Below are 21752 nucleotides of genomic sequence, written 5' to 3'. Positions count from 1 at the left end.
GGTGTTCAGGTTGCTCAAAAAAGCGTGGATACCGATTGTGCTGGTGGTTGTCGTCGGCCTGGGCGCCTACGCGATCCTTCGAATTCGGGAGACCGACAAACAGGGACCGAACTTGGCGGAGGGCTCCGGAATCACCGAGAACTTCAATCCGAAGCACATCAAGTACGAGATCACCGGTTCCGGGGGCACGGCGAACATCAACTATCTCGACGAATACGGTCAACCCAACCTCATCGAAAACGCCCCGCTGCCCTGGTCGTTCACGATCGTGACGACGCTGCCGTCCATGTCGGCCAACATCATGGCTCAGGGTGACGACGACGTCAGTGGTCTCGGATGCCGGGTGACCGTCGACGACGACGTCCGTGACGACCGGGCGAGCACCGACACCTTCAAACCGTTCATCTACTGCTTGGTGAAATCCGTATGAGCAACGCGCACTCGAAGACCCATCGCCCGTTCCTGGGCCACATGGTCCGGATCTTTTCGCTGCCGATCGTCGTGTTCTGGGTACTCCTCACGGTTGCCCTGGGCACCCTTGTCCCGTCACTCGATGAGGTCGCCGCATCCCGGTCGGTGCCGCTGAGCCCCACCAGCTCGGACTCCTACAAGGCGATGCTGAACATCGGCAAGGTGTTTCAGCAGTACGATTCGGATTCCTCAGCGATGGTGGTGCTGGAGAGCGACGAACCGGTCGGTGCCGCCGCGCACAAGTACTACGACGAGATCGTCGCGAAACTGAAGGCCGATACCGAGCACGTCCAGAACGTTCAAGACTTCTGGAGCGATCCGATGACCGCGGCGGGTTCGCAGAGTGTGGACGGCAAGTCCGCTTATGTGCAGATCTTCCTTGCCGGGGACCAGGGCACCAGCAAGAGCCACGACTCCGTGGCCGCGGTGCGTGACATCGTGGCCTCGGTGCCCGCTCCGCCGGGTATCTCGGCCCACGTCGCCGGAAACAGCGTGCTCAACGCCGATACCAGCGTGGCAGGCCATCAAAGTATGGCGAAAATGGAGTTGGTGTCGGTCGGCGTCATCATCGTGATGCTGCTCGCGGTGTACCGCTCCGTCGTGACGCTGCTCGTGTCGATGGTCGTCATTCTTGTGGAACTATTTGCCGCACAGGGTGTTACGGCTGCCGCCGGTTACCTGAACATCATCGGCCTGACCCCGTACGCGGTGAGCATGGTGACCATGCTGGCCCTGGCCGCAGGCACCGATTATGTGATATTCCTCCTCGGCCGGTATCACGAGGAGAGATCGAAAGGCCTGGACCGCGAGGACGCGTTCTACGTCGCCTACAGCGGCGTATCGCACGTAATCCTCGGCTCCGGTTTGACGATCGTCGGGGCCTGCCTGTGCCTCACCATGACCACGCTGCCCTACTTCCAGACCATGGGTCTGCCCTGCGCCATCTCAGTTCTGGTGATCATCATCGCCGGACTGACGTTGGCACCTGCCGTCCTGACCATCGCGTCGAAGTTCGGCCTGCTCGATCCCAAGCACAAGATCGCGTCGCCGGGTTGGCGCAAGATCGGTACGTCGGTGGTTCGCTGGCCGATCCCCATCGTCTTCGTCACCAGCCTGATCGCCGTCATCGGCTTCGCCGCCCTGATGACCTATGTGCCGCAGTACAACGACAAGCAGTTCACCCCGGCTGATATGCCGGCGAACCTGGCCATGGGCGTTGCTGATCGGCACTTCTCCCAAGCCCGGATGAACCCCGAGTTGCTGATGCTCGAAGCGGATCATGACCTGCGCACCCCCTCGGACATGCTGGTGATCGAAAAGGTCGCCAAGAACGTGATGCACATGCGGGGAATCGAACGGGTGCAGACCATCACCCGCCCGTTGGGTGCGCCGATCGAACACAGCTCGATCCCGTTCCTGCTCGGCGCGCAGAACGCCAGCACGCTGCAGTCCGCTAAGTTCAACAACGACAACTCGGCGCAGATGCTCGAACAGGCCGACGAGATGAGCAAGACCGTCGCCAGCATGGAACGCATGTACGCCATCACCAAGGAGCTCACCGAAACCACCCACAGCATGGTGGGTCGAACCCACGACATGGTGGAAGCGACCAAGGAGATGCGGGACAACCTGGCCAATTTCGACGATTTCTTCCGGCCGCTGCGCAACTACCTCTACTGGGAGCCGCACTGCTTCGACATCCCGATGTGCCAGTCGATGCGGTCGATCTTCGACACTCTCGACGGCATCGACAAATTGACCGATGAAATGCAGGGTCTGACAGTCGACATGGACCGCATGGATCAGCTGATGCCGCAGATGTTGCCGGTGTTGCAGGACACCATCGGGACGATGAAGCGGATGCGAGACTTCATGATCGCGACGCACAGCACCATGGCCGGTACCCAGGCCGCGCAACAGGAGGCGGCGAAGGGGGCGACGGAGATCGGCCTGTACTTCGATCAGGCCAAGAACGACGACATGTTCTACCTGCCTCCGGATGTGTTCGAGAACCCTGACTTCAACCGTGCGGTCAAGATGTTCATGTCGCCCGACGGCAAGGCGGTCCGAATGATCATCACCCACCAGGGCGACCCGGCCTCGGTGGACGGTATCGAACATGTCCGCGACCTCAAAGGTGTTGTCGCCGATGCGCTCAAGGGCACCCCGCTGGCCAGTGCGAAGGTATCGCTCGCCGGTACGGCATCGATGTACAGCGACATGCAGGATGGCGTGGTAACCGATCTGATGATCGTGGTGATCGCGGCGATGATCCTCATTTTCAGCATCATGCTGATCATCACCCGAAGTGTGGTGGCCGCCATGGTGATCGTGGGCACGGTGGCCGCTTCTCTGGGAACGGCGTGTGGCTTGTCGGTGTTGCTCTGGCAGGACATCCTGGGCCTGGGCGTGCAGTGGATCGTGATCCCGCTGTCGATGGTGATCCTGCTGGCGGTGGGTTCGGACTACAACCTGTTGGTGGTCTCGCGCTTCAGGGAAGAGATCCACGCCGGGCTCAATACCGGGATCATCCGCGGGATCGGGGCCACCGGCCGTGTCGTCACCGCGGCCGGCCTGGTGTTCGCCTTCACCATGATGTCGATGATCGTGTCGGATCTGCGGGTGGTCGGCCAACTCGGTATGACGATCGGCATCGGCCTGGTAGTGGATACGCTGATCGTGCGCTCGTTCATGACACCGTCCATCGCGGCGGCGCTGGGTCGCTGGTTCTGGTGGCCGCTCAACACCTTTGAGATCACCCGGCAGGGGCGCCTTGAGCGCGAACGCAAGAAGGCCGGTGAGAGCGACGACAGCACCGCGCCCATCCCGACCAGTAGATGATTGTCTTGAGTGACTGTGGCAGTACGCCGGACGCAGAGTCGAGACTGCGCCGGCGCACCGACGGCCGCCTTGATCGGTCGCGTGATCCGGCGATCCTCAATGCGGCGTTGGCTGCGTTGGCCGAAAACGGTTACGTCAACACCAATATGAACGACATCGCCGCGCGCGCCGGTGTCGGTAAGGCGGCCATCTACCGGCGCTGGTCGTCGAAGGCCGCGTTGATCACCGATGCGCTGGTGTACTGGAAGCCGGACCTGATGGAGGACGACGCGCCCGACACCGGAAGCCTGGAAGGCGATTTCGACGAAATCGTCCAGCGCACCGCGCGCAGTGACAACGACCTCTTCTCGTACGACCTGGTGCTGAGGGTGGCGGTCGAGGCCACCCACGACCCGCACCTCGGCTCGGCGCTCGAAGATCTGATGCTGCTCAAGGGCCGCCGCGTGATGACGACGATCCTGGCGCAGGCCGTTGCTCGCGGCGAGGTCGCCGCCGACCGGGACTGGTCGTTGGTGGCCGATGTGCTGACCGGAATGGGTCTGATGCGGGTGGTCAACGGTCAGAGCGTCGACTCGAAGTTTGTCCGCGATGTCATCGACACCTTGATCCTGCCGGCCGTCCGCGGCCGATGACGATGGTGGCCCGTGGTGCCCCCGGCACCGCGCCGTCGCGGCCATCGGGTGTAGGTTTGTGGTTAGGCCCGGTGATCAACCATCGCTCGCCTCCAAACCCCGTGCGGTAGTCCCGCACCTTTCGAGGACACTCTTATGGAATCGTCCGAACTGTTTTCACATCCCGAGCAGCAAGAACCCGTGCCGGCGGTCGAGAGCTCGAATGCTCCGCCGGCGGATCTGGTTTTCTCGGATCGGCCCAGGCCACAGTCGCGTGCAGATGCGCAGTCGTCGTGAACGGCCTCAACGGGACACGGCGGCTCGCCAGTCCCGTCCGTCTCACGCTCGCCCGACAGTTGGGCGCGGATATCGACGGAGCGTGGTGGCCACACACCGCCTCGGTGGCAAGCGAACTGCCCGAACTGGTCGGGGCGCTGCATCGATCACTGGGGGAAGTTGTTGATATTCGCGTCAATTGGTCGGCCGCGGAGGGGCAGCTCGACCTCGACTCGATCGTGACCGGCACCCGGGTGCCCAACGGGGTGAAGCTGAGTCGGCCACGGTTGATGATGGTGGCGGGCCGGGACGCGTGCGTGAAACTCCTTGTCGTCCCGTGCAAGACATCCGTCGCCCTGGGCGGGTTGGTGATGCGTTGTGCCGCAGCGATGCCCGTGGAGGACGCGGTACGGCGCACCCCGGTGTTCGACACCGCAGATCGGGTGCTGGGCGTAGCCCGGGTCGAATCCGTGCGCTGGTTGGGGCATCTGCAGGCCGAAACGCCGGTGTGACATGAAGATGGGCTGGTACGGAAGCATCCGTACCAGCCCATCTCAGGTCTTGGGGCGATCAGATCGCAGTGACTCCCACCGCCTGGGGGCCCTTGGCACCCTGGGTGATCTCGAACTCGACACGCTGGTTCTCTTCGAGCGACCGGAATCCACCACCGTTGATCTCGGAGTAGTGGACGAAGACGTCCGGGGCGCCGCCGTCAGGAGCGATGAAGCCGAAGCCCTTTTCGCCGTTGAACCATTTCACAGTTCCCTGTGTCATATTTTTACTTCTCTCATTGTAAAACTGGACGTACCAAAAACGTCCTGGACGAGTATGACACGTCGATGCGTGGCGCGCCTAAAAGTATTTGCCTTTGCCGCAATCGGTTTTGCTGCGGTGTGGCCCAATTGCCCATGGGTGGAATAGCTTCGACCCGCAGTCAGGCAGGGGTGTCGTGACCCTCTTTCTTGCCGAACGGCAGCACATGCACGATCCCCACCACCACGGTGCCGACCACCAGACCGATGACTGCCGATGCGGCGGTGTTGGTCAGCCAGGCCAGCACTCCGCCGAACGGGTCGCCCACCGCGTGGTGCACCGCTTCCTCGGCGTGGTGGACCACGTCGTAGATGGTGCGCCAGCCCAGCGTGTTGGTGCCCGCCAGCAGGATGTGCCCACCGACCCACAACATCGCGACCGTGCCGATGGTCGACAGTGCCGACAGCAGCTTGGGCATCCCGGCGACCAGGCCACGGCCGATTTTCTGTGCCACCTTCGATGAGCGCTGGGCCATCAGCAGGCCGATGTCGTCCATCTTGACGATGCCGGCCACGACTCCGTAGACCGCGGCGGTGATCACCAGGGCGACGATCACCAGGATGATCAGCCGTGGCCAGAAAGTCTGGTTGGCCACCTCGTTGAGGGCGATCACCATGATCTCGGCGGACAGGATGAAGTCGGTCCGGATTGCCCCGGTGATCATGTACTTCTCGGCGTCGCCGCCGACGGCCGTGGTGGGTTCGTCGTGGGTGTCGTGTCCGCCGTGGCCGGTGAACCGCCCCCAGACCTTCTCGGCGCCCTCGAAACACAGGTAGGTGGCGCCCAGCATCAGGATCGGGGTCAGCAACCACGGTGCGAACTGGCTGAGCAGCAAGGCCGCGGGCAGGATGAACAGGATCTTGTTGCGCAGCGAGCCGATCGCGATGCGCTTGATGACCGGTAGCTCGCGGTCGGCACTGATGCCGTGCACGTACTGCGGCGTCACCGCGGTGTCGTCGATCACCACGCCGGCTGCCTTGGCGGTCGCCTTGCCGGTGGCCGCACCGATGTCGTCGATCGAAGCCGCCGCCAGCCGCGCCAGGGCAGCAATGTCGTCGAGCAAACCGAACAGGCCGGCGCTCATACCGTTGTCCCCATGTTCGAGAAGGCTACCGGCCGCTACATGCCGATGAGTGACTCGATCCAGCCCCGGGCGAAGTACAGGATGAAGCCGGCGGCCACGATCCACAGCAGCGGGCTGACCTCACGGGCCTTACCGGCGGCCGACCGCAACACCGCCCAGGCCACAAAGCCGACGCCGATGCCGTTGGCGATCGAATAGCTGAAGGCCATGGTGGCCACGGTGAGCACCACGGGCAGGGCCACCGAGAACTCGGAGAGGTCGATGTGGCGCAGCTGCGAGACCATCATGGCGCCGACGATCACAAGGGCCGCGGCCGCGACCTCGGTGGGCACGATCGAGGCCAGCGGGGCGACGAACATGGCCGCGAGGAACAGGGCACCGGTGACGAGGTTGGCGAACCCGGTGCGGGAGCCCTCCTCGATGCCCGCGCCGGATTCGATGAACACGGTGTTCGACGACGCCGAGGAGGATCCGCCGACGACGGCACCGGCGCCCTCGACGATCAGCGCTGACTTCAGCCGCGGGAAGTTGCCCTGCGGGTCGGACAGACCGGCCTCCCGCGACAGCCCGGTCATCGTGCCCATGGCGTCGAAGAAGTTGGCGAACACCAGCGTGAACACCAGCATGATGGCCGCCAAGTACCCGATCCGGCTGAAGGCGCCCAGGCTGACGTCGCCGACCAGCGACAGGTCGGGCAGCGCGAACGGGGAGCCGGACAGGGTCGGGACCGACAGGCCCCAGCCGCCGGGCTTGTCCTGAGCCGACCCGAGGTGCCAGATCGCCTCGACGATCACGGCCACCACGGTGCCGGTGACCAGACCGATCAGGATGCCGCCGCGGACTTTGCGTGCCACGAGGATGCCGGTGACCAGCAGGGTGAATACGAAGACGACGGTCGGCACGGTGTTGATCGACCCGATGCCGCCGGTGCCGAGCCCGACCGGGGGAGAGGCCAGACCGGTGGAGCCGACGAACCCGGCGTCGACCACTCCGATGAAGAGGATGAACAGGCCGATGCCCGCGGTGATCGCCAATTTGAGCTGCATGGGCACTGCGTCGAACACCATGCGGCGGAACCCGCTGGCGGCCAGCGCCACGATGATCAGACCGTCGATGACCACGAGACCCATGGCCTCGGGCCAGGTGACTGTGCCCACCACGGTCGTGGCCAGAAACGAGTTGATGCCCAGGCCCGCGGCGAACGCGAACGGCAGTCGCGCGATGATCCCGAACAGGATCGTCATCACGCCGGCCGCCAGACAGGTGGTGGCCGAGACTTGCGCGAATGCGAGCTTGTTGCCCGCGACGTCGGCGGTGGCGGAGAGGACGACCGGGTTCAGCACGATGATGTAGGCCATCGCGATGAAGGTGACCAGGCCTCCACGGATCTCGGAGAGGGCCGTCGAGCCGCGAGCCGAGATCTCGAAGAAGCGATCGAGTCGATTCATAACCGATGAGCCTAAGGCGGGAGTGGCCCGGTTTCCTGACGTATGGCCGATGTCTGCCGCGGATTCATCAGCGAAATGTGCAAATGCAACAGCCGCAAAGAGATTGGCGCCGGGAAAACCATTTGACCTCAACTTGGGTTGAGGTGTCATGCTGCGTGCATGACAGTTCGGCGCGGCCGGTGCGGTGTGGAAAACCACCGCGAACCTGGGGGTAATCCCCCTGGGGATCGGCTGCGTCGCCGGATAGCTTCGAGTGGCGAGCATCTGAGGCTAGCGATATGAGCAGTGGCAGGAGCGGGGGCCATGCCGATGAGCACAGGTAGGCACGTGAGTTTCGACGACGATTGTCGCGCGGAGCGATTCGAGCGTGATGCGCTGCCGCTGGTGGATCAGCTGTTCGCGGCCGCGCGTCGTTACACGCGCAATATGGCCGACGCCGAGGACCTCGTGCAGGAGACAATGGTCAAGGCCTACAGCAGTTTTCACACGTACCAGGACGGCACGAACATCCGAGCCTGGCTGTTCCGGATCCTGACCAACACGTGGATCAACTCCTACCGCACCGCGCAGCGTCGACCGCAGGAGGTCTTCGCCGACGAGCTCTCCGACGCCCAGCTCGCGGAGGTGGCGCAGCGATTCCCGCTCGGCGTGGTCTCGGCGGAACTGGCGGCCCTGGAGTCGATGGGCGATGACGAGGTGCGCGGGGCGATGCGGGCATTGCCGGAATCACAAGGCGTCGTCGTGTACTACGCCGACGTTGCGGGTTTCCGGTACAAGGAGATCGCGGAGATTCTGCAGATTCCGGTGGGGACGGTGATGTCGAGGCTGCATCGCGGGCGCCGCGCCCTGCGTTCGAGGCTGGTTGAAATGGCCGCCGCCCGAGGCTATCTGGATCGTCCTTCGCGTGACGGCACGGCGGCCTAGCGCGCCGGTCTCCAGCCTTTCAGGAAATCGACAGCTAGTTCCCAGCATCGAGGCCGTGACTGCGCCCTCGGTCGCAGCGGTGTAAAGTTCCCCGCGCTGTACATAGTTATTCGAACTAATTCGCCGAGCGCCGAAAGCCTCATCGCTGTCGGCGGGTTCGGGTAATCGTCGGGAGGTACCGGTGAGTCCTGGTCGGGGTGCTCGTCGTGTGTTGAAACACGCATGGATTCCAGTGGTTCTGATTGTCGTACTGGCCGTATCGGGCCTGGTGGTCTCACGACTACACCGGATGTTCGGCTCGGAGGATCTCAACGCGAATGCCGGAGCCGGGATCGAGATCGTCCAGTTCAACCCCAAGGTGGTCTTGTACGAGGTGTACGGGCCGCCCGGAACTTCCGCCGAGATCAGTTATTTCGATCCAGACGCCAAGGTGCACTCGGTCAACGCCCAGCTGCCCTGGTCCGTCACCTTGTCCACCACGTTGCCGACGGTCAGCGCGAACCTCATGGCGCGCAGCGACAGTGAAAGCAGCGGCGACCACATCGGGTGCCGTGTGACCGTCAACGGCACCGTGCGCGAGGAGCAATCCGCCAATGGCGTCAACGCCCAGACCTACTGCCTGGTGAAGTCCGCATGACCACATCCGTCACCTCGCCCGAGTCCACCGGCAAGCCGAAGCGGCCTGCCTTCCCGCACCTTCTCCGCATTCTGGCGTGGCCGATCATCCTGATCTGGATCGCGATCGCGGTCGTCGTGAATGTGATCGCGCCGCAGCTGGAGGTCGTCGGTGAATTGCACGCCGCGCCGATGGCGCCCGAGGACGCCCCGTCGATGCAGGCGATGAAGTTGATGGGCGCCAACTTCCAGGAGTTCAACTCCAACAGCACGATCATGATCGTCATCGAGGGCCAGGAGCCGCTGGGCCCGGACGCGCACCAGTACTACGACGAGATCATCCACAAGCTGCAGCAGGATCCCGAGCACATCCAGCACATCCAGGACTTCTGGGGTGACACGCTGACCGCGGCCGGCGCGCAGAGCGCCGACGGCAAGGCGTCGTACGTGATGATCAACCTCGCCGGCGAGCAAGGCATGACGCTCGCCAACGAGGGCGTCGAAGCCGTCCGCAAGGTCATCGAGGAGACGAAGGCTCCGCCCGGGGTGCAGGCGCACGTCGCCGGCCCTGCCGCACTGACCAACGACATGCACGTCATCGGCAACGCGAGCCTGGCCGAGATCACCCTGATCACCCTGGTCGCCATCGCAGCCATGCTGCTGGTGGTCTATCGCTCGATCAGGACCACGCTGATCCAGTTGTTCCTGACGTTCCTGGCGCTGCTGACCGCCCGCGGCGTGGTGTCCGTGCTGGCCATGCACGACGTGTTCGGGTTGACCACCTTCGCGGGCAACATCCTGACTATGTTGGCGATCGCCGCTGCCACCGACTACGGCATCTTCATCTTCGGCCGGTACCGCGAAGACCGCGGCATGGGCCTGGACCGGGATGACTCCTACTACGCGACCTTCAAATCGGTCGCGCCCGTCATCGTGGGTTCCGGTCTGACCATCGCCGGAGCGACCTACTGCCTCAGCTTCGCGCGACTGCCCTACTTCTCCACCATGGGTGCCCCTGTCGCGATCGGCATGGTCGTTGTCGTGGTCATCTCGGTCACGCTCGGCCCGGCGGTGCTCTACCTCGGCAGCCGTGTCGGGCTGTACGAGTCCAAGCGGCCCCCGCAGAGCAAGTTCTGGCGCAAGGTCGGCACCGCGGTGGTGCGTTGGCCCGCACCGATTTTCGTGACCAGCCTGTTCATCGTGCTGATCGGGGTGGTGGCCATCCCCGGGTACAAGCCGGCTTACAACGACCGGTACTACCTGCCCGACGATGCCCCGGTGAACGTCGGTTTCGCCGCTGCCGACCGGCATTTCTCCCAGGCCAGGATGAACCCCGACATCCTGATGGTCGAGTCCACCCATGACATGCGCAATCCCGCCGACATGCTTGTGCTGAACAAGATTTCGAGCAACGTGATGCACTCCGAAGGCATCGCGATGGTGCAGAGCATCACCCGGCCGCTGGGAATCCCCATCCAGCACAGCTCGATTCCGTTCCAGACCAGTATCTCGGGGCAGACCAGCAATATGAACCTGCCGTTCCAGCGCAAGCAACTCGACGACCAGCTTCGGATGATCGACGCGACTAACACCTCGATCGACATCATGAAGCGGCAATACCAGCTCTCGCTCGAACAGACCCACCTCACCCAGGACTCCGCGGCGAAGTCGCAGGAGCTGCTGGAGGTCACCAAGAAGATGCGGGACAACATCGCGAACTTCGACGACCAGTTCCGGCCCATGCGTAACTACTTCTACTGGGAACCGCACTGCTTCGACATCCCGATGTGCTCCGCGGCCCGGTCGGTCTTCGACGCCCTCGACGGGATCGACGAGCTGACCGACAAGACCTCGTCGGTACAGGTCAACACCGATCAACTCGCGGACCTCGCGCCGAAGCTGACCGCGTTGCTCCCGCAGACGATCGCGTCGATGGAAACCAGTCGGGACCTGTCGCTGGCGTCGTACAACTCGCAGAAGGCCCTGATCGACCAGATGCAGGCGATGAACGACACCGCGCTGTCGATGGGTGCGGCCTTCGACGACGCCAAGAACGACGACCTGTTCTATCTGCCCCCGGAAGCCTTCACGAATCCCGATTTCGAGCGCGGCCTCAAGATGTTCCTGTCGCCGGACGGTAAGTCCGCCCGCATGTTCATCACCCACCAGACCGACCCGGCGACGGTGGATGGGATCGCACGCGTCGAGTCCGAGCGCAAGGCCGCGCAAGAGGCGCTGAAGATGTCGTCACTGTCGGACGCCAAGATCTATCTCGGCGGTGTCGCGGCGACCTACAAGGACATGTCCGACGGCGCCCGCTACGACCTGATGATCGCGGTGGTGTCGGCGCTGACGCTGATTTTCATGATCATGCTCATTCTGACGCGCAGTGCGGTGGCCGCGTTGGTCATCGTGCTGACGGCCGGCAGTTCGATCGCCGCGTCGTTCGGCATCTCGGTGTTGTTGTGGCAGGACCTGTTCGGGATGCCGGTGCACTGGCTGGTCATGCTGATGTCGGTGATCATCCTGCTGGCGGTCGGATCCGACTACAACCTGCTGCTGGTGTCCCGGTTCCAGGACGAGATCCACGCGGGCCTGAAGACCGGCATCATCCGGTCCATGGCCGGCACCGGTGGCGTGGTCACCTCGGCCGGGCTGGTGTTCGCGGCCACGATGGCCGGCATGATGGCGAGCAACCTGATTGTGCTGGCCCAGATGGGCTCGACCATCGCGATCGGCCTGCTGATCGACACCTTCATCGTGCGGTCACTGCTGATGCCGTCCATCGCCACCCTGCTGGGCAGGTGGTTCTGGTGGCCGCAAGTGGTTTATCCCCGCGGGGACAACCACTTCCGCAAGCCGTCGCCGCCGCGTCCGCCCCGCGCCGACGATGAGGACACAGCGGCCATTCCGGTGTCGTCGGGTTAACGTCGCACGTTCACATCGGCCAATTGTCCAGGGAATCAGGACGATTGAGAGGCGCAGCGGCGGGCAGCGGTCGCGGCTGCGCGGTGGTGATGGCATCCAGGATCAGGACCACATAGCGGCGCCAGCCGTCGCTGCCGAGGTCCATCGTCCACAGCACGCTGTTGAGCATCGCAACGATCCTCGGCAGATCCTCGGCGACGAGATCGCCGCGAACCAGGCCGTCCTCCTGGGCCCGCGTCGTGAGTTCCTGCATGGCGGCTTCGAGGCGATCCGCGACGTTGGCCAGCGCGTCGGCGCGCCTGGCTGCAGCAAGGATGTTGTGCTCGGCGGCACCGAGTGCGGTGGCAGCCTCGATCAGCTCGGTCAGCCCGCGTAGCGGATCCTTCCTGGCGAGCGCTTTTTCGATTGCCGGAGACAGATTCTCATCGATGCTCTGATCGAGCGCGGCGCGCAGGAGGTCAGCCTTCGTCGGGAACCTGCGGTACAGCGTTCGTTCACCCACTCCGGCGCGGTCGGCGATCGTGTCGATCTGCGCATCGGGGCCGAGCTCGGCGAACACCTCACGAGCCGCCCGCAGGATGCGGTCGGCATTGCGCGCCGCATCGGTGCGCAGCGGGCGTTCGGCCATCGACATGGCGTCAGCCTATCTGACAGTTGACTGCCAGATCTGCTCGTTCTAACCTCGCAGCAACTGGCAGCTGACTGCCAGTTGCTGCCCGGAGATTGTGAGGATCACCGATGACCATGCCTCGTCCTGACGTGTCGGTGGAGGCTGAACTTCCCACGATCCCCGCTCCACGCGCTGACGGGTGCCCATTGGCGCCGGCCCCGGTGTTCGCCCGATGGCGGGAGGCCGAAGGACTTCAGGCCGCGGTCTGGAAGGGGAAGCCGGTATGGATGATCAGCCGCTACGAGGACATCCGGGCAGCCCTTGTCGACGAGCGGCTCAGTGCCAATACGGGGTTGTACGGCGTACCGACGGAGAGCGGCGAGATCGCCCTGATCTTTCCGCGTCTGGATGATCCCGAGCATCAGCGGCTGCGTCGAATGTTGACCAGGGACTTCACTTTCCGTCGTGCAGAAGGGATGCGTCCGCAGATTCAGGAGGTGGTAGACGGCTTCCTCGACGAGATGATCGCGGCCGGTTCGCCGGCGGACCTCGTGAGCAAGTTCGCGCTGCCGGTGCCGTCGATGGTCATTTGTCTGCTGCTGGGGGTGCCGTACGAGGATCACGAGTTCTTCCAGAAGCAGAGTGCGGCCGGGCTCGACGCCAACGCATCCGAGGAGGACCGCCTGCAGGCCCAGCTGGCGTTGTTCACCTACATGTTCGACCTGGTGGCTCGCAAGGAGCGGGAACCGGGTGACGATCTGATGAGTCGGCTGATCACCGACCATGTGGCCACGGGTGAACTCAACCGCGAAACTGCCGCCATGAACGGCCAGATGTTGTTGGCTGCCGGCCACGAAACCACCGCCAGCATGATCGCCTTGGGTGCGCTGGCCTTGATCCAGCATCCCGACGCTGCCGCGCGTCTACGGGAGACCGATGACCCAGCCGTGGTGGCCAGCATCGTCGAGGAGTTGATGCGCTATCTGTCGATCGTGCACAGCCTGGTGGACCGCGTTGCTCTGGAGGATGTGGTCATCGGCGGGCAGCTCGTCCGAGCCGGTGACGCGGTCCTCATGAACCTGCCTGCGGGCAACTTCGACACGGCATTCGTCGAACAACCCGATGCCTTCGACGTAAACCGCAACAGCCGAGGGCATCTCGGCTTCGGTTACGGCGTGCATCAGTGTCTCGGCCAGAACCTTGCCCGGGCCGAACTGCAGATCGCCCTGACCGCATTGGTGCGCAGACTGCCCGGATTGCTACTGGCGGTCGAGCCGGACGAGTTGAGATTCCACAACGACAAGGAGATCTACGGCGTTGTGGAGCTGCCGGTCACCTGGTGACTGCCGGCCCGGTGCCCAGCACCTAGCATTCGCCGAAACCGCATTCCGGCAGGAGAAGTGCGAGTAAAGGCCTGCTGGAATGCCACTTCGGCGGATAGGGAGGGGCACCATGACGTACTTCGGCGAGCTGCGGACCCACTGGCAACCGCTCGCTGCCGCCACCGCCGGACTCAGCGCCGGTCTGAGCCTGAGCGCCTACACCAATGCCGCGATGGGGCCGCAGTTCCTCGCGGCGTTCGGGTGGAGCCGCTCGGATTTCGCCCTGACCGGTGCGATCACGTTGCTGACGTTCGTGTTCCTGCCGTTCTACGGCCGCCTCGCCGACCTGTTCGGGGTCCGGCGGATTGCCGCCGTCGGCGTCGTCGGACTGCCTGCGTGCTGGGTCGCGTACGCGATGATGTCCGGACCCATCTGGCAGTACTTCGCGATCAACGTCGCCCTCATCGCGCTCGGGGTGACCACGACACCGGCGATCTACAGCCGGCTGGTCGCGACGCGTTTCCAGGCGGCCCGGGGTCTGGCCCTGGCCATCGCGATCTCCGGTCCGCCGCTGCTGGGTGCCATCGGCGCCCCGGCGCTCGATGTCGTCAACCGCACCTTTGGTTGGCGGGTCGGTTGTCTGGCCATCGCGGCCACCATTGCGCTCATCGGCGTCTTGGCCCTGGTGCTCGTTCCCGGACACAACGGCGAGCCGGCGCAGGCCGCGGGAGAACGTAAGGCCGGCAAGGACTACCGTGCCATCGGGCGCAGCAGGGTCTTCTGGATTCTGTTGACCGGTGTCCTGTTGTGCAACCTGTACCACTCGGTCACCACCACCCAGCTCGGGATCATGCTCGGCGACGCCGGGGCCGGCGCCGACGTCGCGGTGCTCATCACGGTGTTCGCGATCGCCGTCATCGTCGGTCGCTTCGTGTGCGGCGTGGCGCTCGATCGGCTGCCCGCGCAGGTGGTCGCCGCGGTGGCGATGGCACTGCCGGGTCTCGGCTGCCTGCTCATCGCGTCGCCGTGGGAGGGCATCGGTGTCCTCACCGTGGCCGTCTGCTGTCTCGGCGCCGCCTGGGGAGCCGAAGGTGATGTCATCGCCTACCTGGTGGCGCGGCACTTCAGCCTCGGCGTGTACAGCACCGTCCTCAGCATCCTGTCCGCGGTGATCGGTGTCTCGTCTGCGGTGGGGGCCGTGGTGCTCAGTCGTATGTTGGTTTCCACCAACAGCTTCGACGGGTTCCTGGTGTTGGCGGGAGTCGCCGCATTCATCGGAGGCGCCCTTCTGCTACTGCTGCGCCGTCGACCGGCCATATTTACAAATGACGATAAAAGTGTCACGGTGTGCTGATGGACTTCTCCCATGTCGAGCTCTCCGCGGAAGACCGGGCCTTCCGGGATGAGCTGCGGGCCTTCCTGGCCGAGGTGGTCACCGACGAGGTGATCCAGCATGACCGCGAGACCGGCGAGAACTTCGACGAGGCAGTGCATCTGGCCCTGGGCAAGGCCGGGTACCTGGCCGGTGACTACCAGGCCGAGGCCGACGGCGGATTCAGCGCGGTCCGGCGCCGCATCTGGGAGCTGGAAGTGGGCCGGGCGCACACCCCCTGGTTCCACTGGGGCACGACCGCGATGGTCGCGCATTCAATTGAGAAGTTCGCCTCACGCGAGCTTCTCGACGAGGTACTGCCCGGTGTCTTGGACGGGCGCCTGCGGCTGTGCCTGGGCTACACCGAACCCGAAGGCGGGTCCGACGTCGCGACCTGCAAGACCCGTGCCGTCCGGGATGGCGACAGCTGGATTATCAATGGGTCCAAGATGTTCACCTCGAATGCGCACAACGCCCAATACGTGTTCCTGCTGACCAACACCGACCCCGCCGCGCCCAAACACAAGAGCCTCACGATGTTCCTCGTGCCGCTGGATTCCGAGGGCGTCGAGATTCAGCCGATCCGCACCGTCGACGGGGACCGCACCAACATCACCTACTACAGCGACGTCCGGGTGAGCGACCGGTACCGCGTCGGCGAGGTCAACGGCGGCTGGACGGTGCTGCGTGGCGCGCTCGAACTCGAACACGGCACCTTCGAACGCGAGACCCGTGGCCTGCAGAAGCTCGCCACCATGACCGAGCACATCACCTTGATGGCCGAGGCAGTGGACCGCGTCGCTGCGGTGGCCCCGGACGACGCGGCGTCGCGTTACCGGTTGGGCCGGGGCGTCGCCCGGTTGGAAGCGGCTCTGAGCAGTCCCGACATGTACGGCCGTGTCGCGATCGCCCAGACCATGCGGGAGGTGTCGCCGGACCTGATGGATATCGTCGGATCCGCCGGCGCTTTGTCCGTCGGTACGCCGGGGGCCGTCGACGACGGTGCCGCCGAGTACATCTTCCGACTGGCCGGTCCGACCGGGATCTATGGCGGGACCCTCGAGGTGTTCCGCAACATGATCGCCCAGCAGGCGCTGGGCCTGGGCCGGCCGAACTACGCGCCCGCGAAGTGAGCCGCCGTGGCCGGCGGTGAGGCCCCTGGCGCGCGGAAAACCCGCGCAGGCGGCCTCGGTACTGTGGCCGGGTGCATCCCTTGGACAACGCCCTTGAGCTCGAACCCGCAGGTGATGACCGCTGGCGCGGGCGGACGCTGCCGGAGTGGGCCAACATGGTGGGCCCGTTCGGTGGCATCACCGCGGCCACCCTGCTGCACGCGGTAGAGCTGCACCCACAGCGGCACGGCCAACCGATCGCGCTGACCGTGAACTACGTGGCGCCCATCGCTGACGGTGCGTTCGAGGTCGTGACAAGGCTGGTCAAGACCAACCGGTCCAATCAGCACTGGATCGTCGAACTCAGCCAGGACGGCGAGGTCAAGACCACCGCCACCGCGGTATTCGGGCTGCGCCGGGAAGGCTGGTCGGACACCGAGATCGAATGGCCGCAGGCTCAGGCCCCCGAGGGCATCGAGCCGTCGGTGCCGCCGTTCGGCGTGGTGTGGTTCGACAACTTCGACATGCGTTTCGTCGACGGCGCGATGCCGGACGCCCACAATGATTCTGCCGAACCGACCGAATCGGCGAGTTCGACCACGACCCTGTGGGTACGCAACAAGCCTCCCAGGCCAATGGATTTCGCCGCGTTGACCGCGGTGAGCGATATCTTCTATCCGCGGGTGTTCCTGCGGCGCGGGCACTTCGTTCCGGCCGGGACGGTGTCGATCTCGGTGTATTTCCACGCCGACGACGAACAGCTCGCGGCTCAGGGGGACGACTTCATTCTGGGAACGGCACGGGCGCACCGATATTCCGGCGGCTACTTCGATCAGAGCGCCCGCCTGTTCGGGCGAAGCGGTGCGTTGCTGGCCACCAGCCACCAGTTCGTGTACTTCAAGGCCTGAGGTCCTCGGGCACCGATTGCAGGGCGATCCAGGCGCTCACCCGGGTCTGTGGATCGTCGAGCTTGCCGGGCAGCACCGTCTCGATGGCAGCGAGACGATTACGCACGGTGTTGCGATGCAGGCCGAGTTCCTCGGAGACCTTGAGTCTGGACCCGTGATGGCGCAGGAAACAACGCAACGTCTCCAGCTGCTCGGAATCGAGGCCGTGCAACCAGGATTCGGCGAAGGCGGCGGCCTTGTCGGGATCGATCAGACCCAGGGGGCCGTCGTCGATCACCCGGTCCCAGACCACCGGACCGGAGCCGTCGGTGGCCTGGCCCAGCGCCAGGCCCGCGGTGCGGTAACCCGTCTCGCCGTCGGTGGGCGCGACCGAATTCCCGACCCCGACGAGCAGCGCGTCCTCGGCCAGCCGGGACGCCGTCGACCCGGCCCGGGACGGTTCGGTGATCGCGCACAGCTCACCGGCGTAGACCCCGGCAAGGATGCCGCGCCGCTCCAGGGCGGCCGCCGCGTTCTCGACGGCGGCCTCGTCCCCGGTGGCCCGCAAGAAGCGAATCCGCTTCGGCAGCACGGTCGCCGCCTGGTCCACCTCCAACACCAATTGGGCAGTGCGGACATCGCTTTCGGCGAGAAGCTCGATTGCCCGGCCACGCAGATGCCGACGGGTGGTGGCACGGCTGCGATCCTGTTCGTCGACGAGGCCCAACAGGGCCACGGCGGTCGTCACGGCCTGACGGTGTTCTTCCGATGCCCTGGCCGGCATCAAGGCGGCCAGATAGGCCGACGCCCGCCCGCGCAAACCGATGGGGTGCACCGACACCGAGGTGGTCGGATTGGACTGTGCCGCAGCCGAACGCAATCCGTGTGCCTGGAGGCGCATGACGTCGTCGGCGACCTCGTCGAGCGGAAACTCGCTGCGGCGGGCGCCGACCGGGCCGGTGACGACGCGGCCGTCGGGATTCATCAGGCACGTCGCGCCGTCGAGCGCCGCGGCCAGTGCAGTGATGACCGCAACGGCGGGATCCGGTTTGGCCGCCGCCGAGATGAGCTTGCGCTGCGTCTTGAGTGACTCGCGAGTGGCGGTGGACTCCTGTTCCTCCAGAAGGTGCGCGACGTATCGGCTGATCGCGACGAACGTGGTCGGACGCGGCACCTCGAACAGATTCACCTGGTGCCTGCGGCAGGCGTCGGCGAGTTCGGCGGGCGTTTCGGCGTGGGTGAGCCCGACGGCGAATCCGATGCCCGCCACCCCGGCGTCGGCAAGCCGGCGCACGTAGCCGTCCCACTGGCCGTGCCAGTCGCCGGTCTCCAAGCCGGTGGTCAGCAGGATCTCGCCGCCTTCCAGGAACGGCCCCGGGTCGGCGAGCTCACTTGTGGCCACCCAGCGGACCGCTGCGTCGGGTTGATCGACCTGCACGGCACTGAGTCCGAGTACGCGCTCGTCGAGGAGATCGCTGACCAGGACCATGCTGCCAGTTTTGCACAATTATCTGCTGCAAAATGTGCACTCCTGACCTCCCGTGCGCGGAGACCGTTGCCTAGCGTGAGGGCAGACAACCGCCAGCAGCAGGAGGAACACGTGAGCATCGCCGAGATCGCGGGTGCGGCCGTCACCCAGGAACGCCGGATCGTCACCGCTATTCCGGGCCCCGTCTCGCAGCAGATGCAGGCACGGAAGACTGCTGCGGTCGCGGGTGGCGTCGGCACCACCTTGCCCGTTTACGTGGTCGCCGCCGGCGGCGGAATCCTCGTCGACGCCGACGGCAACCAGCTCATCGACTTCGGCTCCGGCATCGCCGTGACCACCGTGGGCAACAGCGCACCGGCTGTGGTCGAGGCGGTCACCGAGCAGGTCGCCGCGTTCACCCACACCTGCTTCATGGTCACCCCGTACGAGGGTTACGTGCGGGTGGCCGAGGAGCTCAACCGGCTCACCCCCGGCGACCACGACAAGCGCAGCGTGCTGTTCAACTCCGGTGCCGAGGCCGTCGAGAACGCCGTCAAGATCGCGCGGGCCTACACGCGTCGGCAGGCCGTCGTGGTGTTCGACCACGCCTACCACGGCCGTACCAACCTGACCATGGCGATGACCGCCAAGAACCAGCCGTACAAGAGCGGCTTCGGACCGTTTGCCGGTGAGGTGTACCGCGTGCCGACCTCGTTCCCGTTCCGTGACGGCGAGACCGACGGTGCCGCTGCGGCCGCCCGCGCCCTGGACCTGATCGACAAGCAGGTCGGGGCCGAGAACGTCGCCGCCATCGTGATCGAACCCATTCAGGGTGAAGGCGGATTCATCGTTCCCGCACCGGGATTCCTGCGCGCACTGCAGGACTGGTGTACCGAGGCCGGCGCGGTGTTCGTCGCCGACGAGGTGCAGTCGGGCTTCGCCCGCAGCGGCGCGATGTTCGCCGTCGAGCACGACGGCGTCGTCCCCGATCTGATCGTGACCGCCAAGGGCATCGCCGGTGGCCTGCCGCTGTCGGCGGTCACCGGTCGCGCCGAGATCATGGATGCGCCGCATGCCGGCGGGCTCGGCGGTACTTACGGCGGTAACCCGATCGCCTGCGCGGCGGCGCTCGCGGTGATCGACACCATCGAGCGCGACGGGCTGCTGGCCCGTGCGGTGGAGATCGAGAAGGCGATGACCGGCCGTCTCGAGGCGATCGCTGCCGAGGATTCCCGGATCGGCGAGGTCCGCGGCCGCGGCGCGATGATCGCCGTCGAACTGGTCAAGGCCGGCACCACCGAACCCGACGCCGACCTGGCCAAGCAGGTCTCGGCCGCTGCCCACGCCCAGGGGCTGGTGGTGCTGACCTGCGGAACCTACGGCAACGTGCTCCGTTTCCTGCCGCCGCTGTCGATGCCCGACCACCTGCTCGAGGAGGGGCTGGACATCCTGGCCGCCATCTTCGCCGAGACCCGCTGAACCCTGGCCGGCTCGATCCCTGGAGCTTTCAGTGAACACACAGAACGCGATCGCCGGTCTCGACACCAAGCACGGGATCCTCATCGACGGGCAGAACCGCGGGGCTGCCACCACGTTCGAAGTGCGTGACCCGGCCACCGGCCTGTCCATCGCCGAAGTGGCCGACGGCACCGTGGCCGACGCCCGCTCGGCTGTCGACGCCGCGCACCGGGCCTTCGCCGGCTGGGCCGGGACGAGCCCGAGACAACGCAGCGACATCCTGCGCCGGGTGTTCGACCTGATGGTCGCCGACACCGAGCGCCTGGCCGCCCTGATCTGCGCGGAGAACGGCAAATCGCAGGCCGACGCCCGGGCCGAGGTGGCCTATGCCGCTGAGTTCTTCCGCTGGTTCTCCGAGGAGGCGGTGCGGACGGACGGCGCCTACGGCGTCAGCCCCGCCGGTGGCACCCGGACCCTGGTCACACACAAGCCGGTCGGGGTCGCGGCGCTCGTGACGCCCTGGAACTTCCCGGCCGCGATGGCGACCCGCAAGATCGCCCCCGCGCTGGCCGCGGGATGCACCGTGGTTCTCAAGCCGGCCGCCGAGACGCCCCTGACGGCACTGGCGATCGCCGGAATACTGTCGGCCGCAGGCGTCCCCGACGGTGTGGTCAACATAGTGCCCACCACCGATGCAGCCGCCGTGGTCGAGAACTGGTTGAGCGATGACCGGGTCCGCAAGGTGTCGTTCACCGGTTCCACCGGCGTCGGTCGCGTGCTGCTCAAGCAGGCCGCGGACCGGATCGTCAACGCCAGCATGGAACTCGGCGGCAACGCGCCGTTCGTCGTCACCGCCGACGCCGACGTCGAGGCGGCGATCGCCGGTGCGATGGTGGCCAAGTTCCGCGGCGGTGGGCAGGCCTGCACGGCGGCCAACCGGTTCTATGTGCACGCGTCGGTCGTCGATGAGTTCGTCGCCGGTTTGGGCGCCGAGGTCGCGGCGCTGCGAGTGGGTCCGGCATCCGATCCGGCATCGCAGATCGGCCCCCTGGTCAGCGAGCGCGCGGCGCTGCGGGTGGCCGCCACAATCGATGCCGCAGTGGCCGACGGTGCGGTGATCGCCGCGCAGGCCGAGGTGCCATCGGCGGGCTGGTTCGTCGCGCCCACACTGTTGACCGGAGTCGCCCCGGACGCCGCCGTCCTCGCCGACGAGATCTTCGGACCTGTCGCTCCGGTGGTGGTGTGGGACGACGAGGAAGACCTCCTGCGCTGGGCCAACGACACCGAATATGGTTTGGCTGCCTATGTTTACGCCGGCCGGCTGCAAGATGCGGTGCGACTCGCCGAATCCCTCGACGCCGGAATGGTCGGCATCAACCGGGGCGTCGTGTCCGATCCGTCGACCCCGTTCGGCGGGATGAAGCAGAGCGGTCTCGGCCGCGAAGGCGCACGTGTCGGCCTCGAGGAGTTCCAGGAGACGCAGTACTTCAGCGTGGCCTTCGACTGACCGGT

18 protein-coding genes are annotated in these 21752 nt (G+C 65.5%); 13 read left to right on the top strand and 5 right to left on the bottom strand.

What is annotated here, in order from left to right:
* The first annotated feature begins 1 nt into the window (after nucleotide 1).
* The 4 genes from AB0876_RS22535 to AB0876_RS22520 all read left to right on the top strand — a co-directional run bounded on the left by AB0876_RS22535 (nucleotide 2) and on the right by AB0876_RS22520 (nucleotide 4711).
* Nucleotides 2-430: an MmpS family transport accessory protein gene (locus AB0876_RS22535; protein WP_491842126.1), complete on the top strand. Its 429-nt coding sequence runs from the start codon at nucleotides 2-4 to the stop codon at nucleotides 428-430.
* Nucleotides 427-3312: an MMPL/RND family transporter gene (locus AB0876_RS22530; RefSeq protein ID WP_526042971.1), complete on the top strand. Its 2886-nt coding sequence runs from the start codon at nucleotides 427-429 to the stop codon at nucleotides 3310-3312. The genes AB0876_RS22535 and AB0876_RS22530 overlap by 4 nt, the downstream gene beginning before the upstream one ends.
* Nucleotides 3309-3944, top strand: a complete 636-nt coding sequence (locus tag AB0876_RS22525; RefSeq protein ID WP_526042970.1) for a TetR/AcrR family transcriptional regulator — start codon at nucleotides 3309-3311, stop codon at nucleotides 3942-3944. The genes AB0876_RS22530 and AB0876_RS22525 overlap by 4 nt, the downstream gene beginning before the upstream one ends.
* 272 nt (nucleotides 3945-4216) lie before the next feature.
* Nucleotides 4217-4711, top strand: coding sequence for a DUF5994 family protein (locus AB0876_RS22520; protein WP_491842123.1), 495 nt, complete (start codon nucleotides 4217-4219; stop codon nucleotides 4709-4711).
* Nucleotides 4712-4769: 58 nt separating this feature from the next.
* Here AB0876_RS22520 and AB0876_RS22515 read toward each other — a convergent pair whose 3' ends face one another.
* The 3 genes from AB0876_RS22515 to AB0876_RS22505 form a co-directional block, all read right to left on the bottom strand.
* Nucleotides 4770-4973 carry a cold-shock protein gene (locus AB0876_RS22515; RefSeq protein WP_065459362.1) on the bottom strand — a complete coding sequence of 68 codons (204 nt, stop codon included), beginning with the start codon at nucleotides 4971-4973 and terminating at the stop codon, nucleotides 4770-4772.
* 160 nt (nucleotides 4974-5133) lie between these two features.
* Nucleotides 5134-6096: a DUF808 domain-containing protein gene (locus tag AB0876_RS22510; RefSeq protein WP_491842122.1), complete on the bottom strand. Its 963-nt coding sequence runs from the start codon at nucleotides 6094-6096 to the stop codon at nucleotides 5134-5136.
* 35 nt (nucleotides 6097-6131) lie between these two features.
* On the bottom strand, nucleotides 6132-7544 hold the full coding sequence (locus AB0876_RS22505; RefSeq protein WP_491842121.1) for an NCS2 family permease: 1413 nt from the start codon (nucleotides 7542-7544) through the stop codon (nucleotides 6132-6134).
* Between the two features lie 309 nt (nucleotides 7545-7853).
* Between AB0876_RS22505 and AB0876_RS22500 the strand changes: the two genes are divergently transcribed.
* From AB0876_RS22500 to AB0876_RS22490, 3 genes are all read left to right on the top strand, one after another.
* Nucleotides 7854-8468, top strand: a complete 615-nt coding sequence (locus tag AB0876_RS22500) for a sigma-70 family RNA polymerase sigma factor (protein ID WP_491842120.1) — start codon at nucleotides 7854-7856, stop codon at nucleotides 8466-8468.
* Nucleotides 8469-8676: 208 nt separating this feature from the next.
* Nucleotides 8677-9105 (top strand): MmpS family transport accessory protein, encoded by a 429-nt coding sequence (locus tag AB0876_RS22495; RefSeq protein ID WP_064881610.1) that lies wholly within the window; start codon nucleotides 8677-8679, stop codon nucleotides 9103-9105.
* Nucleotides 9102-12011, top strand: coding sequence for an MMPL/RND family transporter (locus AB0876_RS22490; protein WP_491842119.1), 2910 nt, complete (start codon nucleotides 9102-9104; stop codon nucleotides 12009-12011). The genes AB0876_RS22495 and AB0876_RS22490 overlap by 4 nt, the downstream gene beginning before the upstream one ends.
* Before the next feature lie 10 nt (nucleotides 12012-12021).
* Here AB0876_RS22490 and AB0876_RS22485 read toward each other — a convergent pair whose 3' ends face one another.
* Complete coding sequence (locus AB0876_RS22485; protein WP_491842118.1) at nucleotides 12022-12645, bottom strand: TetR/AcrR family transcriptional regulator; 624 nt, start codon at nucleotides 12643-12645, stop codon at nucleotides 12022-12024.
* Between the two features lie 104 nt (nucleotides 12646-12749).
* On the opposite strand from AB0876_RS22485, the gene AB0876_RS22480 reads away from it, so the two are divergent.
* The 4 genes from AB0876_RS22480 to AB0876_RS22465 all read left to right on the top strand — a co-directional run bounded on the left by AB0876_RS22480 (nucleotide 12750) and on the right by AB0876_RS22465 (nucleotide 17335).
* Entirely contained in the window at nucleotides 12750-13964 is a 1215-nt protein-coding gene (locus tag AB0876_RS22480; RefSeq protein ID WP_526042969.1) for a cytochrome P450, read from the top strand.
* Nucleotides 13965-14073: 109 nt separating this feature from the next.
* Nucleotides 14074-15297 (top strand): MFS transporter, encoded by a 1224-nt coding sequence (locus AB0876_RS22475; protein ID WP_491842116.1) that lies wholly within the window; start codon nucleotides 14074-14076, stop codon nucleotides 15295-15297.
* Nucleotides 15297-16448, top strand: a complete 1152-nt coding sequence (locus tag AB0876_RS22470) for an acyl-CoA dehydrogenase family protein (RefSeq protein ID WP_491842115.1) — start codon at nucleotides 15297-15299, stop codon at nucleotides 16446-16448. Before AB0876_RS22475 ends, AB0876_RS22470 begins: the two co-directional genes overlap by 1 nt.
* A gap of 71 nt (nucleotides 16449-16519) precedes the next feature.
* Nucleotides 16520-17335: an acyl-CoA thioesterase gene (locus tag AB0876_RS22465; RefSeq protein ID WP_491842114.1), complete on the top strand. Its 816-nt coding sequence runs from the start codon at nucleotides 16520-16522 to the stop codon at nucleotides 17333-17335.
* Here the strand turns inward: AB0876_RS22465 and AB0876_RS22460 are convergent.
* Nucleotides 17325-18803, bottom strand: a complete 1479-nt coding sequence (locus AB0876_RS22460; protein WP_526042968.1) for a PucR family transcriptional regulator — start codon at nucleotides 18801-18803, stop codon at nucleotides 17325-17327. The two genes, AB0876_RS22465 and AB0876_RS22460, sit on opposite strands and share 11 nt — an antisense overlap.
* A 111-nt stretch (nucleotides 18804-18914) precedes the next feature.
* On the opposite strand from AB0876_RS22460, the gene gabT reads away from it, so the two are divergent.
* Both gabT and AB0876_RS22450 read left to right on the top strand, forming a co-directional pair.
* A complete protein-coding gene (gabT, locus tag AB0876_RS22455; RefSeq protein WP_526043049.1) occupies nucleotides 18915-20261 on the top strand; it encodes a 4-aminobutyrate--2-oxoglutarate transaminase in 1347 nt (448 codons plus the stop codon).
* A gap of 31 nt (nucleotides 20262-20292) precedes the next feature.
* On the top strand, nucleotides 20293-21747 hold the full coding sequence (locus AB0876_RS22450; protein ID WP_526042967.1) for an NAD-dependent succinate-semialdehyde dehydrogenase: 1455 nt from the start codon (nucleotides 20293-20295) through the stop codon (nucleotides 21745-21747).
* Nucleotides 21748-21752: the final 5 nt, after the last annotated feature.

Source organism: Mycobacterium sp. NPDC049093 (assembly GCF_040704635.1).
GTDB lineage: Bacteria > Actinomycetota > Actinomycetes > Mycobacteriales > Mycobacteriaceae > Mycobacterium.
The sequence above is the reverse complement of the archived record's forward strand: the minus strand, read 5'-3'. Positions and strand labels throughout refer to the sequence as shown.